The organism is Kribbella catacumbae DSM 19601, from assembly GCF_000372465.1.
GTDB classification, from domain to species: domain Bacteria; phylum Actinomycetota; class Actinomycetes; order Propionibacteriales; family Kribbellaceae; genus Kribbella; species Kribbella catacumbae.
Map to the genome: position 1 here is coordinate 35,412 of NZ_AQUZ01000001.1, position 16,270 is coordinate 51,681.

Below are 16,270 nucleotides of genomic sequence, written 5' to 3' on the forward strand. Positions count from 1 at the left end.
TGCCGTCGGCTTTCTGGTTGTGGCTGAGCGGCTGGGGGCGCTGGCAGGGTGAAGTCACCGCGCCGAGCTTGGCGGCGGTAGATCACCCTTCAGGAAGGAAGTATCGGGATGCGTCACGCCCTTGTCCGAAAGCTCGTCGCGGCGGCCGGTTCACGGGGTGGCAGGCGGGGTGCGTCCCGAAACCCCTCTGACACTTCCTGGGGGGAGTTCTTCTAACCCGCCGAACAACGCAGCGGGGGTGATGGCCTTGATGGCCGTCACCCCCGCTGTGCGTGTTGTCAGCGTGGGACGTTGAGCGCGATGGTGATCTGCTCGGCCACCTTGGCGGCCAGTTCCAGGGCTGCTCGGCGGGTGGCTGGTTGCAGGGCCGAGTGGTCGAGCGGTCCTTCGGCGGCGATGTGCGGGTCGGTCGGGATGTCGATGACGGCGGCCGCGCGCGATTCGAAGTACGGGCGGAGCTGCTTCTCGACCTCCTTGTTGACGTCGCCGGGGCCATTGCTGACCGCGATGACCGCGCGCCGGATCAACCGCTGCGCGTCGGGGCCCTGGTGGTCGAGCTCCTCCAGCATCTGGACCGCGGCCGCGCAGGACAGGCTCTTCCACTTGATCGGGATGACCAGGACGTCGGAGGCCTTCATCGCCTCGCGCCAGTTGCTGGAACCCTCGTTGTTGCCGGTGTCGATCACCAGCACCTTGTAGAAGCGGCTCAGCAGCCGGTGGATCTGGTCGAAGTCCTTGGCCTCGATCTGCGCGTACGTCGTCGTCGCGGACGTCAGTACGTCGTACTGGCCCGACACCTGGTGTCGCAGGTACGCACCGACGTCACCGAGCCGTGCATCGGGCTGGGTGAGCATCTGCATCGCCTGCAGCAGATCCGTCACCGTGGAGCGGCTGTTCGTGTCGTGCGTCCGCAGGTGCATGTTGCCGCGCAGCTCGTTGTTGTCCCAAGCCACTACGCCGCCACCACGCGCCTGGCCGAGCGCCCCGGCGAGCAGCAGCGTGGTCGGCGTCTTGCCGGAGCCGCCCTTCGGGTTTGCGATCGTCACCGTCACCGGCCGCCGGAAGGCAGTCGCCGCGGTAGCGCGTGCAATGCGCTCCAGCCGCTCGGAGGTGCCGGGGCGAAGCCGCAGTACGCTGCGGACGCCCTTCTCGGCCGGAGCCTCCCGCGGCAACGGCAGCGCCTGCAGCAGCTCGTCTGCGCGGTACGAGACCTGTCGGTCGGGCTGCGGCGCGTGCTGGCCCGGAATGCCCTGCGGGAAGAAGTGCTGAGCGGCAGGAGACAACGGCGGAGCCTGCTGGCCCTGCGGGTCGTGTGACGTGGGCTCGTGAGCCGCAGGCTGACTCCACGGATCCGCTGCGGGCTCCTTGGCGCCAGTCCTGCTCCACGACTCACCAGCCTGCTCCTGGCCAGCCGACTTGCTCCAGTCAGCGGCCTGCTCTTGGCCAGCGGGCTTGCTCCACTGGTCACCGGCCTGGTCTTGACCGGCTGACTTGCTCCACGGGTCGGCGGCCTGTTCCTGGGGCGCCTTGGTCCATGGGTCGGCGGCGGGCGCCGGCGGCGGTGCGGGCTGGGACCACGAGTCGCCGGAGAGCGCGTCAGGCTGATGCTCTTCCTCGACTGCGTCCTCGGCCTCTTCGGGGTCGGGTGTCGCCTGGCTGCCGCGCGGCGGCTGGGCCTGCGGGTTCTGGGCCGGTGGCGGCGTAGTACCGCCCGGGTTGGGATCCGGCTGGGTCCAGGACGGGGTCGGCTGCCACATCCTCCGGACCTCGGCCGCTGCCGCTTCCCGGTCCTTGTGCTGTCCGGAGTTGTGCGAGTCGGTCACGACCTAGATCCCCCAATTCTGTGAGAGGGGGCGGGGCTGCCGCTCCCCTGGGCCTGGTGAAGGGTTGTACTGCCTGGACACATCCCAGGCACCGTCCGCCCGGGAAAGGTCCACTATCCCATGACCGGGTGTCGAGGCGATGTCACCCGCCGGAGCGTCGGTGGGCCACCCGGATACTGCCCGCCGAAGGCCGCCGTCCCGGGTCCTTGGCCGGTTGCGGTCAATCCGTGACCAGTCCCGCTTCATGGGCAACGATCGCCGCCTGGACGCGGTTCTTCACCGCGAGCCGGGTGAGCACTGCACTGACATAGGCCTTCACCGTGCCTTCGACCAGAAACAGTCGGCCTGCGATCTCCGCGTTCGACAGACCGGCACCGACCAGAGCCAGTACTTCGCGCTCGCGCGGGCTGAGCACGTCGACCTGCTCCTTCGCCGCCGCGGCCCGCGCCATCCGGCCGCCGCCCGTCCCCGCGCCAAGCTCGGCGATCACCCGCTGGGCGACCTTCGGTGACAGGTACGCCGCTCCCCCGGCGACCGCCTTGAGCCCCGCGATGAGCTCGTGCGGATCGCCCGACTTCAGCAGGAAGCCGCTGGCGCCGTCGCCGAGTGCCTTCGCGATGTAGGCGTCCTCGGAGAAGGTGGTCAAGATGACCACCGCCGTGTCCGGAACGGTCCGCCTGATCTCGGCACCGGCGGCCAGGCCGTCCATCCGCGGCATCCGGATATCCAGTACGGCGACGTCCGGCCGGTGACGCTGAGCGAGCGCCACGGCCTCCTGCCCGTCCGCGGCCTCGGCGACGACCTCGATCTTCTCGTCCGAGCCGAGGATCGCGCGGACCCCGGCCCGCACCATCGCCTCGTCGTCGGCCAGCAGTACCTTGATCGTCACGGTGTCCCTTCGGGGGTGGGTTGGACCGAACCGGTCGCAACGATGTCCTTCGCCACCAGAACTCCGTCGTGGAAGCACAACCGGTAGGCGTAGTTGATCGAGAACGGCGCGTCCGGCCGGTAGAAACGGCAGTTCCACTCCTTCGGCTGTGGCAGCCTGCCGCTCGGCGGATCGACCATCTGCATGGCCGGCAGATGCTGCTCGACCTGGTCGGCCGACTGACCGAGCTGGATCATCTGATAGTCGGCCGGCCGCAGGATCGAGCTGTAGCCGACGATCAAGTAGTAGCCGAGGGCAACCAATCCGACGACGGCCCCGATCGCCACCGGCGCCGCGACGACGGTGATCAACCCGCGCCGCGCGTTCCGGCGTACGGTGGCTCGCTCGTCGGCCGTCGCGGACTCAGCCGGTACTTCGGGCTCAGGCCGTCCGCCGGCTTGCGGGATCCGGGCCAGCACGCCGAATCCCCCGGTACTACGTGGTGCCGCCGTCAACGTGCCACCCACGAGCCGCACTCGCTCGGCCAGTCCCGCCAAGCCCCGGCCGCCTTGCGTGGCGGTCCCCGTCCCCGTCCCCGTCCCCGTCCCGGGATTCGGAGCGGTGGTGTTCGTCACGTGCACCTCGACCTGGTCGTCCGCATGAGACACCGTGACGGTGACCTCGGCGCCGGGTGCGTGCTTGCTCGCGTTGGTGAGCGATTCCTGGACGACGCGATGAACAGCGCGATCGACCATCGGCGACAGCTCAGCATTGCCCTCCTGGACCAGCTTCACCGCCAGCCCGGACGCGGCCGCGCGGTCGACCAACTCCCCAACGGTCTCCTGCGCAGGCACGACCGACGCCTCGCCGTCACGCAGTACGCCGATGATTTCGCCGAGCCGTTCCGTCGCGGTGGCGGCTGCTTCGCGCAGTTCGGTAGCGGCGCGGCGATGGCGGTCGGGCAGATCCGCGTCGACCTCCAGGGCGGCCGCTCGCAAGGCGATCAGGCTCAGTTCGTGGCCGACCGAGTCGTGCATGTCCTCGGCGATCCGGGAGCGCTCTCTGAGTCGCTCCTGTGCGATCTCCATCCGGTGCTCGCGCTCGATCCGCTCGGCGCGGTCCCAGCCGGCCGTGGCGAGCAACGCCTGCTGTGCGCGGTACCGGCCGATCAGCCACGGGAGCACGACGACGAGAAGTGAGAGCAGCAGGATCAGCAACCAGCTGAGCACGGTCTCGGTGACCGGAACGGCGGGGCGCACGATCAAGCTGAGGACGAGGAGACCGGAGAGCTGGCAGCAGGACATGATCACGAACTGCCGCAACTGCGTCTCGCGACGGCCGGAAACGTAGCTCAGCAACGAGATCGCGGGGACCAGAGCGATCGGAACGCCCAGCGTCGTGCCGAGGCTGACGGCCAGGATCACGACCTCGGCGGTGATCACCAGGCTCAGGCCGATCACCGGCCGCGACCGCCGGAGCAGGATCGCCGCGGCCAGCACCGCGACGCAGCTCGCCTGCATCCAGAGCGGGTCCTGCCGGGCACCGCTCTCCGCGAACACCAGGAACGAGAGACCGGCCCAAAGCCCGAAGTCTCCCGCGCGCGTCCAGTTCACACCCCGAAGCTACACAGGAGAGCGCTCCCTGCAGTACTGCCGAAAGTCAGTCGCCGGCATTGCTGCCGCGGTTCAGTTGCGCCGACGGGTCAGTTGCGCTCGGCATCGATCAGTTGGAAGGGGACCAGGGACAGCTTCGGGACCGATTCGCCGCGGAGCTGGGCGAGCAGCAGGTCGACTGCCTGCTTGCCCATCTCGCGCTGGTCCTGCCGGACGTGCAGGAACGGCGGGCCGGCGATCGGGTCACCCGGCGAGTCGAAGCAGCTGATCACCAGATCGCGCGGCCGGTCGAGTGCCCGATCCACCATCCTGGCCAGGTTGTACTCACAGGCGACGAAAGCGGTCACCTCGGGGAAGCGACTCCGGAACGCCCGGATCAGCTCGAGATCCGAGCGAACGCTCTCTGGCGTGAACGACCCGGGCAACGTACTGCGCAGTTCCGTCAGCTGATGCGCCTGGTACTTGCCGGGCTCCCGCTCGGCGAAGGCAGCCCGGAACCCCTCCAGCCGTTCCTCGATGCTGGACGTGTTCAGCGGCGGCGGCGACACGAACGCGATCTGCTGGTGCCCTCGATCGAGCAGCCGCTCGGTCAAGGCACGCGAGGCGGCGACGTTGTCGGTGTGGACGGCGGAGACCGGGATACCAGACAAGTGCCGGTCGACCACGACGATCGGGAACCCGTCCAGGACCTGGCGCAACAGGCTCGCGTTGTAGAAGTCGCCGTGCACCGGGAACACGATCAGCCCGTCCACTTCCCCGGTCGCGACCAGCGATTCCACAGCTTGTTCCTCGTCCGCCTGACGGCCGCGCGTACGCCGTACGATCAAGTTCGCGCCATGTTCTGCGCACCTCTCCTCGATCGACTGCAGCAACTCGAGGCCGTACGCCTCCGACACGTCCGGGATGATGAGCGCGATCGAACCCGGCGCCTGATTGCGCCGCACCGGAGGGAGCGCTCCCCTGAGCGGCGTGGTCACTCCCTCCAGGTCGGGCAGGTGCTTGACCACGAACGAGCCCTTGCCACGGATGCGCTCGATCAGCCCGGCCTCCCGAAGTACCTCGAGCGCGCGTTTCGAAGTGATCCGGCTGACGTCGAACTGCGCGGCCAGCTCCATCTCGGAAGCGACCCGGTCGCCCGGACCGAGCGCACCGCTGCGGATCTCCTCGAGCACGTGCGTGCTGATCCGCTCGTACAGCAGAACCACGGTGTTCGCCTTCCTGGTCGGTCAGGTTGATATACCAAACCAGCCTTCCACGCCTTGAGGCAAGGCAGGTTGACCTATACCAACCTGTATCACCGACGACTCCCTCGCGGGTCGGGCCATCCACCTTCCCCGCGACGAGGCCCCGTACTTCTTGAACTAACGTCGAAAGCCTTCCGGCGACCCGCAAGGACTGACAGCATGCCCAGATGAACCGACCTGGGGTGGGGTTTGCTGCTCGGCCGGTGGCCGGGATCGCGCTGGCCTTGGCAGCGGTGCTGACGGCTTTGTCGGGACGGTACGGATTCCATCGCGACGAGTTGTACTTCCTCGTCGCGGCCGAACATCTGGCCTGGGGTTACATCGACCAGCCGCCGCTGACCCCGTTGCTGGTCCGCATCTCGACCGACATCTTCGGCAGTACGCCGATGGGCCTGCGGGTGATCTCGACGATCACGAGCGCTCTGACTGTCGTGGTGGTCGCGTTGATCGCCCGCGAGTTCGGCGCCGAGCGGCGAGCGCAGATCCTGGCTGCCGGCTGTGCCGCGGTCTCGGGTTTCCTGATGGGCGTCGGCCACCTCGCGTCGACCGCGACGTACGACTTGCTCGCGTGGATGGTGATCGCGTGGCTGGCGATCAAGCTGCTCCGCACCGGCGACGGGCGCTGGTGGCTCGCACTCGGCATCGCGGCCGGGATCGCCCTGGAGAACAAGTACCTCGTGGTCCTCCCTCTGGGCGCGCTGCTGATCGCAGTCCTCATCACGGGACCACGTGCGGTACTACGCAGTTGGTGGCTGCTCGCCGGAGTCCTCGTGGCCTGCCTGATCGCCGCGCCCAACCTGCTCTGGCAGGCGTCACACGACTGGCCGCAACTCACCGTCGCCGGCGGCATCAGCGAGGACGACGGCACCGAGAACCGCGTCATGTTCATCCCGCTGCAGCTCCTCCAGCTGTCGCCTTTCCTGGTGCCGCTGTGGATAGCCGGCTTCGTCCGCCTCTGGCGCTCCCCCACGCTCCGCTGGGCCCGGCCTGTCGCACTCGCGTACCCGGTGCTTTGCGTCGTAGTACTGGCCCTGGGCGGCAAGTCGTACTACGCCCTCCCGCTGCTCCTGGTGCTAGTCGCAGCCGGCTGCCAACCCACGATCGACTGGGCAGCCGCCGGACGCACCGCAGCCCGCCGTACCGGTCTAGCTGTCGGCCTAGTCCTGACGGCCCTCACCTCGGCCCTCTTCACGCTGCCCGTACTCCCGGCCTCGGCGGTCAACTTCGTCATCCCCGTCAACAAGGAGCAAGGCGAACAAATCGGCTGGCCTGAACTGGCGGCGTCAGTAGCCCAAGCCTGGCAACAGATCCCCGAAGCTCAACGAGCCCGGGCAGTAATCTTCGCCGGCAACTACGGCGAGGCCGGCGCCCTAACGAAGTACGGCCCCGCCTACGGCCTCCCCGCCCCGTACTCCGGCCACATGAGCTTCCACGACTGGCCCCACCCGGCCGACATGCAGGACGGCCCAGTCCTCCTGGTGGAGCAGCAACGCAGCCCCGGCTACGAAAACCACTTCACCAACTGCACGCAGGTAGGCACGGTCGACAACGGCATCTCCATAGACAACGAAGAACAAGGCACGGCCTTAGTCCTCTGCAGCGGCACCACTGCCCCTTGGTCCCAACTCTGGCCAAGCCTCCGCCGGTACTACTAGCTGCGCCTCGTGGCAGCCCTTGCCACTCGTCCAGGGCCAACCGTCATTTGAGGCTGCTCCAGTCGAGCAGGATGAGGATCATGCTCGCGACGGCGAACACCGGCGCAAGCGGCAGCGCGAAGCCCCACCAGAACACGGCACCCACCGGCAGCAGAGCGAGCGCCAGGATGGCCCCCGTCTTGTCGCCACCCCACAACAACCAGCCCGCAGCGCCCTCACCAAGGCAGACGAGCAGGAACGCGACGAGCAGGCCGACACTGGTCTGGAGCCCAATACGTTCGAACGGCCCGCCACCGTAAGCCTTGAACCCCATGACGATCGGCACATCCCGCCCCATCAACAGATTGCGGATGGCCGGAAAACAGAACACCCCGAAGCCGACCGCATTGACCCACAACAGCACCGCGGCTATCCGAACCGATACCGAGACGCCCATTCCCCCGCCTCTCCTTCAACCGCCTTCGACCAGATTAACCTGGCGGTTCATGGGAGCGGCTCAGTCGACGTGCAGGACTGCCTTGCCGGTGATCCGGCGGTCCAGCAAGGCCTCGATCGCGGTCGGGGTCTCCCGCCAGGAGGATTCCAGCTCGACCTGACCGTCCAGGCGACCCGTGGCGACCAGATCGCACAACCGGGCCAGCTCGGCGGCGACGCTCCCCGGTTCGTCGAAGTTGTTGAGGGTGTAGATCCGCGCTCCTGGCGAACGGGAGAACCACCCGGCCCGGAAGCTGACCGGCTCATCCACATCCTGGGTAGCGAGACTGACCACGACACCACGCGGTGCCAGGTGCTCGATGGACTGGCCGAAGACCGCACCTCCGACAGCTTCCACGATCAGGTCGAAGTCACCCTCGATCCGCTCGGTGACCACATCGGCGCCGGGCAATCCGGTCACCGGCGCACGGCGTACAAGAGCTGTGACGTGCGCACCGGCCAACTGCGCAAGCTGTACTGCGAACCGCCCGACCCCACCCGTCGCACCCGTGACCAACACCCGCTTGGCCAGCAGGAGCCCACCGATCTCGAGCGACCGCAACGCCGTCAGCGCGGCCGTGGGCAATGTCGCAGCTTGTACATCGGATACGCCGTCCGGGATCACGGCCATCCATTTCGTCGAAATCGCAGCCAGTTCCGCCCAGGCACCCCGCCGCCACGCCAGCCCCACAACCCGAGTCCCGACCGCCGGACCACTCCCGTCAGCCGCAGCCTTCGCGACAACGCCCGCCACATCCCACCCGGTGACCGATCCGTCCGGCAACTTCGCGAGATCGAGCACCTCGCCCTGGTTCAACGAGAACGCCCGCACCCGAACCACCGCCTGATCAGCAAGAGGCACCGGTTCATCAACAGTGGTCAGCCGGACGGACGCATCTGCCTTAGTAAGAGCAAGCACCCCCAAGACAGTACCTACGCGACGCAGCCCCTCGACGCGCACAACGCCCAACTGCCCACCAGAACACGAGACCTCTCACTCCAGCGCAAAATCTCCTGCCCAAGCAGGCCAACACCCAGCGCAGTGAGGGAAAGCCGAACCCAACCACAACGCGGTGAGAGAAAGCCGAAGCCAGCCAGAGCGCGGTGAGCCGACAGCCGGAGCCAGCCACAGCAAAGGGGGTGTGGGTGGCGAAGCCCCCACCCGCGGCAAGCGAAGCGCAGCCGCACAAAACAAAGCGAGCGACCCGGTCCCCGCTTTCCGGGGACACAAGCCGCTCATCGATCGCGTGGGCGATACTGGGTTCGAACCAGTGACCTCTTCGGTGTGAACGAAGCGCGCTACCACTGCGCCAATCGCCCGGATCTGCTTGCGCCGTACTGTGTTGCGGGTGAAACCATAGCGCATTGATCCGCGACGTACGAATCCGACCGGGCTACTCTTGCTGCAAGACGGAGACCCCGTCGCGTTGGAGACGTGATTGTGACTTTCTCGCACGACACCGAGCACGCGCTCGGCACGCTGGTTCAACTGGTGAACACGCTGCCCGGGCCGAGTAGCCAGGTCGACACGATGGGAACGCTCGAGGATCTGGAGAAGTTCGTCCACGAGCGCGAGTTCAGCGCGGTGGGCCAGCTGACCGAGACCGATCTGCAGGACGTCCGGGAACTGCGGCCGCTGTTCGCGCCGGTGTTCACGACGGCCTCTGACGCGGAGGCGGCGGCGATGATCAACGCGATCGTCGCGAGCGGTACGACGACGCCCCGGCTGACGAACCACGACGGTCACCCATGGCACATCCACTATTCGCGCGACGGCGCGTCGCTGACCTGCCGGATCACGGTCGAGTGCGGGATCGCGCTCGCCCAGGTGATCTCGGCGGGTGAACGCGAACGTTTGCGTCGCTGTGAGGCACCGGACTGTGACGATGCGCTGATCGACCTGTCACGGAACCGCTCCAAGCGGTACTGCGACGCGCGCACCTGCGGCAACCGGTTGCACGTGGCGGCGTACCGCGAGCGCCGCAAGTCCGCCGGCGACTAGGGCGTGTCTCCCAATTCCCTGCAGTAGCGAGCAGGTGCTCGGTGCGGTAGCTCGGCGTGCTGGAGTGAAGGCCTCGATGTTTTTCCATCGTGGCCTTTGCTCCAGTGCGGCGAGGTGCCGTGCCGAGTGCCGCGCAGCACGCAGGGAATTGGGAGACACGCCCTAGACAAAACAGCAGCGTCCGGAGCACCCGCTGGGGCTCCGGACGCTGTCGTTTCCGGGTCGTGATGGTGCCCTTACGGGTCGAGATCCTCGGCTGAGCGCTCGGCGAAGACCCTGGCGACGGCCGCGGTCACCTCACCCGGTACTGCGAGGTCGCGGTCGTCCGCGCGGTGGATAGCCTGGACGTCCCGCGTGGTTGACGTGAGGAAGATCTCATCCGCCTCCGCCAGCCGGGCCAGCGGCACGTCGCGCTCGACTCCGCCGAACCACGCCAGCACCAGATTGCGCGTGACACCGGCCAGCGCGCCCGACTCCAGCGTCGGCGTGACGAGCTCGCCATCGAACACACAGAAGATGTTGGAGCCAGTGCCCTCACACAGGTCGCCGACCGTGTTCGCGAAGATCGCCTCGCTGCCGCCCCGCGCCTTGGCATGAGCGAGGGCGCGGACGTTTTCGGCGTACGACGTGGTCTTGAGCCCGGCGACGGCGCTGCGCTCGTTCCGCACCCAGGGAACGGTGACGATCGCCGACCTCGGCGCGGGCCGCTCGATCGCCTGTGACGCGACGATCAGCGTCGGACCCGCAGTACCGCGATCGGACGACAGCGGCGAGACCCCGCCGGTGTAGGTGATCCGCAGCCGGCCGAACGCGATATCCGGGTCGGCCTTCGCCACGGTCGCGATCGCGTCGCGTACCAGCGCCAGATCGGGCTCCGGCAACCCGAGTCCGGTCGCGGAGACGACCAGCCGCTCCAGGTGCTTGGTGATCGCGAACGGCTGCCCGTCGACGATCTTCAGGGTCTCGAAGACTCCGTCACCCGTGGTGAGCCCGTGGTCCAGCGGCGAGATGGCGGCCGAATCGTCGTGAAGAGCACCGTTCAGCCAGATAGTCATGCGTGTTCCTTCCACCCGGACACTTTATGCCGAAGGACTTCCCGGTCCCGCCCGGGAGGCCGTGAGTGACGAGCCGATGACGCCTGGTCGACCAGCAGGTGACCCCCGTTTTTGACCTGGCCCGGAGGTGCGCTAATGTTCTTCTCGCACCGAGGGGAACAAAATCCCGGTTGCAACGCGAACGTAGCTCAGTTGGTAGAGCGCAACCTTGCCAAGGTTGAGGTCGCCGGTTCGAACCCGGTCGTTCGCTCGGAGAGGGCCATCCTCCTGGTCGAGAAGTCGGCAGGCCAGCTTTCTCACCTGGTGGAGTGGCCGAGAGGCGAGGCAACGGCCTGCAAAGCCGTGTACACGGGTTCGAATCCCGTCTCCACCTCGAACACTCTGAATCTTGGACGATTGGCGCAGCGGTAGCGCGCTTCCCTGACACGGAAGAGGTCACTGGTTCGATCCCAGTATCGTCCACTCGGAGCGAGGGCGATCTGTGTCCGCGGAGAACGCGGACCGGGTCGCCCTCGTCGTTTTGTGCGGCTGCGCTTCGCTTGCCGCGGGTGGGGGCTTCGCCACCCACACCCCCTGTGCCTGGGTTGCCTCCGTCAGTCAGCTCACCGCGCTGTGGTTGGCTCCGGCCTTCGGCCCACGCGCTGTGGCTGGCGCTGCTCTTCGCTGCCCCTGTTGTGGCTCGCTCCGGCTTTCAGCTCGCGCGCCTGGCTGGCTCTGCCCTTCCCTGCCCCCACCGTGGCTCGCCCCGGTGTTATAGCCACTTGCCGTTCAGCATGAGGGTGCGGTTTTTTAGTTCGTTGACTTCTCGCCAGGCCTGGATGGTGAGCGGGGTTACCCGGAAGAACGGGTAGTTCGAGGCGCGGGGGTCGAAGCCGGCCTTCTCGGCGAAGGCCGATGCCAGGTGGTCGGGGAGGTCGTCGACCAGTTTGGCCGTGCCGGTGATCAGGACTACGTCTCGGGTTTCGCCTAGGGAGAGGTGTACCTGGCCGGTGGTCTGGATGTTGCGGCTGGTGGGGTTGTTGCGGGCTGTGGACAGGATGAGGGAGTTGTCTGTCCAGAGGAAGGAGAGCGGCATCAGGTACGGCGTACCGTCGGCTGATGCTGTTGAGACCCAGGCGTCGACGTCCTGGTCCAAACGGCGCAGGGTGTCGGCTTTGCGGGTTTCTAGGGGACGGGCTGCGGGGTCGGTCATGGGGTCTCTCCTCCTGTGTGAGTGATGCAGTGTCACATCTTGCCTAGCGGGTTCGTCAGTCTGATGACGGGCGCCGGGTGCCCGGTGTGACATTGGCGGGATGGGAAGGTGGCGGCATGGGCGGGGACGAGTGGCTGGCGGAGCGGTTCGAGGAGAATCGTGGGCACTTGCGGGCGGTTGCGTTCCGGATGCTCGGGTCGGAGCAGGAGGCCGAGGACGCGGTACAGGAAGCCTGGTTGCGGCTCAGCCGGTCCGAGGTTGGGGCGATCGACAACCTCGGGGGCTGGCTGACGACTGTGGTCGGGCGGATCTGCCTGGACATGCTGCGGGTACGCCGGGCGCGGCCGGAGCACGTGGTTGGTGAGCACTCCCCTACGCTGGCTGACCACGAGGTACCGGACCCGGAGCTCGAGGCCGTGCAGGCGGATTCCGTGGGGCTCGCGTTGCTCGTCGTACTGGAGACGCTGACGCCGGCTGAGCGGCTTGCGTTCGTGTTGCATGACATGTTCGCGGTGCCGTTCGACGAGATCGCTCCGATCGTGGGGCGCTCCCCCGCGGCCGCTCGGCAGTTGGCGAGTCGGGCTCGACGGCGGGTTCAGGGCAGACCCGAAGTACCGGAGGCCGATGCGGCCCGGCAGCGCGAGATCGTCGCCGCCTTCCTCACGGCTTCGCGGACAGGTGATTTCGATGCGCTGCTGACGATGCTCGATCCAGACGTCGTACTGCGCGCCGACGACGGCGCAGCTGCCAAGGGTGCGGTCGCCCTCGTGCGTGGCGCGACCGCCATTGCGCAGACCTTCTCGGGTCGCGCGAAGGCCGCGAAGCTCGCGCTGGTCGACGGGATGGCGAGTGCCGTGTGGGTGCGTGACGGGGAGCTGCAGGTCGTGATCGCGTTCACCGTCACCGACGGCGTGATCAGCTCGATCGAACTGCTCGGCGACGCGGACTTCCTGGCGGACGTAGAGCTCACGATGCTTGAGAACTAGTGAAACTGGTGTGACGGGAGAGGCGATTTTCCCGCCTGCGCAGGTGGCCGGCCGACACCCGGATACCCAGTTTCGATGTTGCGGAAAAGTGCGCTACTGTTCTGCTCTCGCACCGAGCAGTTCGGAGCAGTTCGAACAGCTCAGCGCGATGCGAACGTAGCTCAGTTGGTAGAGCGCAACCTTGCCAAGGTTGAGGTCGCCGGTTCGAACCCGGTCGTTCGCTCGGTACAGGTCAGTAGGCTGAGACTCTGTGGTGGAGTGGCCGAGAGGCGAGGCAACGGCCTGCAAAGCCGTGTACACGGGTTCGAATCCCGTCTCCACCTCGAAAACCTTGTAAAACAAGGACGATTGGCGCAGCGGTAGCGCGCTTCCCTGACACGGAAGAGGTCACTGGTTCGATCCCAGTATCGTCCACGAGAGCGATGGGCGACTCGTGTCCGCGGAAAGCGCGGACCGGGTCGCTCTCGTCATTTGTGCGGCTGCGCTTCGCTTGCCGCGGGTGGGGGCTTCGCCACCCACACCCCCTTTGCTTGGGTTGCTGTCGTCGGTCGGCTTTCCGGCTGGCTGATGTCGTTGTCAGACAGGGACTGACTCAGACTTCGTGGTCTCTGCGATGCGTTGTTCTCTGGACCGGCCAGTCACCAAGTACGACGCGGCGAGCGCCATGCCGAGGATGAGGCAGGCGATCCAAAGCGTCTGGCCGTGGTACTGCAGCAGGTAGCCGCTGAGTAACGGCGCAACCAGTCGGGACGTCTGGCTGGCTGCTGTGAAGAAGCCGAAGTACCGGCCGCGCAGGCTTCCTGGCGCCATGCCCGCGAGCGAACTGTCGAGGACTGCGAAGTACGCCATCTCCCCCAGCGTCCAGATCGCCACGGTTAGGGCGTAGAACCAGATGACGTCGGCGACGCCGGTCAGGCCGAAGCCTAGGCCGACCAAGAGTGCGCCTAGGGCGAGTACACGTGAGTACGTATGGCCCTGGATGAGGCGTGGCAGGAACAGTTGGCCCACCACGATCAGCAGGGTGTTGATCGCGTAGATCCAGCCGTAGGCCTGTGCGTCAAGGCCGTCGCGTTGTACGGCGAGTGGTAAGCCCGCGTTGCTCTGTTTGAAGATCAGCTGGAATCCGAAGAAGAGCGCAACGAACAGCAGGAACTGCCGGTCGCGCAGGATGGTCCGCACGGCGCCGGCTGGCGCCACGGTCTCCACCGACGGCGCGACCCGGGTTTCCGGCACCAGGCGCCACATCAGCACGGCGAGGATCAGGAATCCGATGGCGTCGACCACGAAGATCACCGCGAACCCGGCCTTCATCGCAACAGGTGCGAGCAGAGCCGCGATCGACGTACCGACGTTGATCGCCCAGTAGTTGATGCTGTACGCGCGCGGTCGGTCCTCGGCCGGCACCACCTCGCTGAGGATGGCGCTGCTCGCGATCCCCGCAGCGACTGTGCCCGCGCCCATGACCACCAGGAAGGCCATGATCGACACCAGGCCGCCGCTCAGCCCGGCGCCCGCCAGCGCCGCCGAACTGATCAGATAGCCGCCGACCGCTGTACGGCGCCGGCCCCACCGGTCGGCGAGCACCCCGCCGCCGATGCTCCCGACGACGCAACCGCCGCCGGTCAAGGCGAGCGCCAGACCGATCTGAGCCGGGTCGAAACCTCGCTCGCTGTGCAGGTAGAACGTGATGAAAATCAGGACGAACGAAGCGATGTTCCCGATCAGGGTGATCGACCACAGGTACCAGAACACCCGCGGAAGTCCGCGTGCCGTCCCCAGCCAACGATGGCGCATGCGATGCCTCTCTTTCCGTGACAAGAAGCAGTCTGCGCAGGAAGTGGATTAACGGTAAGGTCCACACGTATGGCAGAAAGTTGGACCACTCTGCGAGAGTTGTTGCTCCCGACAGGAGAGGCAGGCGCTCAGCCGGGCCGGGGTCTGGAGAGCTCTCTCCGTACTGCGATCCGCGCCGGCCGCCTGCGCACCGGCGAGCGCCTGCCGTCCAGCCGGGACCTCGCCGCCCAGATCGGCGTGGCGCGCGGAACCGTGACGGCCGTCTACCGCCAACTCGTCGCGGAGGGCTACCTGGAGGCCAGGCACGGTTCGGGGACCTGGATCGCAGACGTCGCGCCACCCCCGGCGGCCGCGGCTAAGCCGTCCGCTCCGGCGCCCGAGCGCTACCGGCTCGGCCCCGGCATGCCATCCCTCGGCGCCTTCCCGCGCAGCGCCTGGCTGTCCGCGCTGCGGCAGGGCTGCGCCGAGCTCACCGATGTCGAGCTCGGCTATCCCGATCCAGCCGGCCTGCTGACGACCAGGACCGAGCTGGCCGGATACCTCGGCCGAGTCCGCGGCGTGGTGACCGACCCGGCCGGCGTCGTCATCACGCACGGCACCTTCGAAGCGCTCAACCTGCTGTGCGCCGTACTGCGCGCCGACGGTCAGACGGAGGTCGCGGTCGAAGACCCCGGCAACCAAGAGCAGTACGAGCTTCTGGCGGCGCGTGGACTGCGCGGATGCCCTGTGCCCGTTGACGATGAGGGCATCCGCGTCGATGCGCTGGCGCGTACCGATTGCCGGGCGGTGATCGTGACGTCGGCACACCAGTACCCGCTCGGTGTCTCCATGAGTCCGGGCCGTCGGCGTGCGCTGCTGGAGTGGGCGGGCTCAACCGACGGGCTGGTGATCGAGGACGACTACGACGCCGAGTATCGCTACGACCGTGCGCCCGTCGGCGCGCTGCAAGCGATCTACCCCGACTCCGTCGCGTACGTCGGCACACTGAGCAAAACGATGGCTCCGGCCCTGCGGCTCGGCTGGCTGGTGCCGCCCGCCCGCATGCTCGAGGAAGTGGTGCGACAGAAGCGTCTGCACGACCGTGGCGGATCAGCCCTGGACCAGGCGGCCCTCACGATGTTCCTCCGGAACGGCGGATATGACCGGCACCTCCGACGTACTCGCCTGCTCTATCGCGAACGACGCGATGCTCTGCTCGCCGCCCTCGCCGAGTTCCTACCGGACTGGAGGCCGATCGGCATCGCCGGCGGTTTGCACCTCGTCGTGCAGCTGCCGTCCGGCCTCGACGATCGCGCTGTCGTCGAACGCCTGGTAGCGCAGCACATCCACCTCTCGCCGCTGTCCCGCTATGCCAACACCATCGACCTTCCACCCGGCCTGGTCATCGGCTACGCAACCCTCACGCCCGCCCGCCTCCGCTCCGCCGCACAGCTCATCGCGAAATCGATGGCCGATCAGAGCGGTCTATATGCGGAGGTGGGAGCCGTCTAGGACTGTGCCAGTGGCGAACTCGGCCAGCGGCGAGGCCAGGCAAAGGCCCGAGCCGTTGCCGCACCGATCCCCC

At 67.3% G+C, this 16,270-nt stretch carries 13 protein-coding genes and 7 tRNA genes; 10 read left to right on the forward strand and 10 right to left on the reverse strand.

The window, feature by feature from the left end:
- Positions 1–278: 278 nt before the first annotated feature.
- The 4 genes from A3ES_RS0100170 to A3ES_RS0100185 form a co-directional block, all read right to left on the reverse strand.
- Positions 279–1,823, reverse strand: a complete 1,545-nt coding sequence (locus tag A3ES_RS0100170) for an AAA family ATPase (RefSeq protein ID WP_020384747.1) — start codon at positions 1,821–1,823, stop codon at positions 279–281.
- 220 nt (positions 1,824–2,043) lie between these two features.
- The gene (locus A3ES_RS0100175) at positions 2,044–2,712 is read right to left on the reverse strand and encodes a response regulator (protein ID WP_020384748.1); all 669 of its coding nucleotides are present in this window, start codon (positions 2,710–2,712) and stop codon (positions 2,044–2,046) included.
- Positions 2,709–4,304 (reverse strand): sensor histidine kinase, encoded by a 1,596-nt coding sequence (locus A3ES_RS0100180; RefSeq protein ID WP_020384749.1) that lies wholly within the window; start codon positions 4,302–4,304, stop codon positions 2,709–2,711. The genes A3ES_RS0100175 and A3ES_RS0100180 overlap by 4 nt, the downstream gene beginning before the upstream one ends.
- A gap of 89 nt (positions 4,305–4,393) precedes the next feature.
- The gene (locus A3ES_RS0100185) at positions 4,394–5,509 is read right to left on the reverse strand and encodes a GntR family transcriptional regulator (protein WP_020384750.1); all 1,116 of its coding nucleotides are present in this window, start codon (positions 5,507–5,509) and stop codon (positions 4,394–4,396) included.
- A gap of 206 nt (positions 5,510–5,715) precedes the next feature.
- On the opposite strand from A3ES_RS0100185, the gene A3ES_RS0100190 reads away from it, so the two are divergent.
- Positions 5,716–7,203 (forward strand): ArnT family glycosyltransferase, encoded by a 1,488-nt coding sequence (locus A3ES_RS0100190; protein ID WP_026162434.1) that lies wholly within the window; start codon positions 5,716–5,718, stop codon positions 7,201–7,203.
- A gap of 43 nt (positions 7,204–7,246) precedes the next feature.
- On the opposite strand, the gene A3ES_RS0100195 is transcribed toward A3ES_RS0100190, so the two are convergent.
- From A3ES_RS0100195 to A3ES_RS0100205, 3 genes are all read right to left on the reverse strand, one after another.
- Complete coding sequence (locus A3ES_RS0100195; RefSeq protein WP_020384752.1) at positions 7,247–7,639, reverse strand: hypothetical protein; 393 nt, start codon at positions 7,637–7,639, stop codon at positions 7,247–7,249.
- A gap of 60 nt (positions 7,640–7,699) precedes the next feature.
- A complete protein-coding gene (locus tag A3ES_RS0100200; RefSeq protein WP_026162435.1) occupies positions 7,700–8,596 on the reverse strand; it encodes a zinc-binding dehydrogenase in 897 nt (298 codons plus the stop codon).
- Positions 8,597–8,925: 329 nt separating this feature from the next.
- Positions 8,926–8,997 (reverse strand) — tRNA-Val (locus tag A3ES_RS0100205).
- Positions 8,998–9,118: 121 nt separating this feature from the next.
- Between A3ES_RS0100205 and A3ES_RS0100210 the strand changes: the two genes are divergently transcribed.
- Positions 9,119–9,679 carry a CGNR zinc finger domain-containing protein gene (locus A3ES_RS0100210; protein ID WP_040453705.1) on the forward strand — a complete coding sequence of 187 codons (561 nt, stop codon included), beginning with the start codon at positions 9,119–9,121 and terminating at the stop codon, positions 9,677–9,679.
- Between the two features lie 236 nt (positions 9,680–9,915).
- Here the strand turns inward: A3ES_RS0100210 and A3ES_RS0100215 are convergent, their stop codons facing one another.
- A complete protein-coding gene (locus A3ES_RS0100215) occupies positions 9,916–10,734 on the reverse strand; it encodes an aminotransferase class IV (RefSeq protein ID WP_020384755.1) in 819 nt (272 codons plus the stop codon).
- Between the two features lie 177 nt (positions 10,735–10,911).
- Between A3ES_RS0100215 and A3ES_RS0100220 the strand changes: the two genes are divergently transcribed.
- The 3 genes from A3ES_RS0100220 (at position 10,912) to A3ES_RS0100230 (ending at position 11,196) form a co-directional block, all read left to right on the forward strand.
- Positions 10,912–10,984 (forward strand) — tRNA-Gly (locus A3ES_RS0100220).
- Positions 10,985–11,036: 52 nt separating this feature from the next.
- Positions 11,037–11,107 (forward strand) — tRNA-Cys (locus tag A3ES_RS0100225).
- A gap of 17 nt (positions 11,108–11,124) precedes the next feature.
- A tRNA-Val gene (locus tag A3ES_RS0100230) sits at positions 11,125–11,196 on the forward strand.
- A 289-nt stretch (positions 11,197–11,485) separates the two neighbouring features.
- Here the strand turns inward: A3ES_RS0100230 and A3ES_RS0100235 are convergent.
- A complete protein-coding gene (locus tag A3ES_RS0100235; protein WP_020384756.1) occupies positions 11,486–11,926 on the reverse strand; it encodes a pyridoxamine 5'-phosphate oxidase family protein in 441 nt (146 codons plus the stop codon).
- Positions 11,927–12,042: 116 nt separating this feature from the next.
- On the opposite strand from A3ES_RS0100235, the gene A3ES_RS0100240 reads away from it, so the two are divergent.
- The 4 genes from A3ES_RS0100240 (at position 12,043) to A3ES_RS0100255 (ending at position 13,326) form a co-directional block, all read left to right on the forward strand.
- The gene (locus A3ES_RS0100240) at positions 12,043–12,912 is read left to right on the forward strand and encodes a sigma-70 family RNA polymerase sigma factor (protein WP_020384757.1); all 870 of its coding nucleotides are present in this window, start codon (positions 12,043–12,045) and stop codon (positions 12,910–12,912) included.
- A gap of 150 nt (positions 12,913–13,062) precedes the next feature.
- Positions 13,063–13,135: transfer RNA gene (locus A3ES_RS0100245), tRNA-Gly, on the forward strand.
- A gap of 29 nt (positions 13,136–13,164) precedes the next feature.
- Positions 13,165–13,235, forward strand: a tRNA-Cys gene (locus A3ES_RS0100250).
- A gap of 19 nt (positions 13,236–13,254) precedes the next feature.
- Positions 13,255–13,326, forward strand: a tRNA-Val gene (locus A3ES_RS0100255).
- Positions 13,327–13,488: 162 nt separating this feature from the next.
- Here the strand turns inward: A3ES_RS0100255 and A3ES_RS45725 are convergent.
- On the reverse strand, positions 13,489–14,706 hold the full coding sequence (locus tag A3ES_RS45725) for an MFS transporter (protein WP_040453707.1): 1,218 nt from the start codon (positions 14,704–14,706) through the stop codon (positions 13,489–13,491).
- Positions 14,707–14,775: 69 nt separating this feature from the next.
- On the opposite strand from A3ES_RS45725, the gene pdxR reads away from it, so the two are divergent.
- Positions 14,776–16,197, forward strand: a complete 1,422-nt coding sequence (gene pdxR / locus A3ES_RS0100265; protein ID WP_020384759.1) for a MocR-like pyridoxine biosynthesis transcription factor PdxR — start codon at positions 14,776–14,778, stop codon at positions 16,195–16,197.
- Positions 16,198–16,270 lie beyond the last annotated feature (73 nt).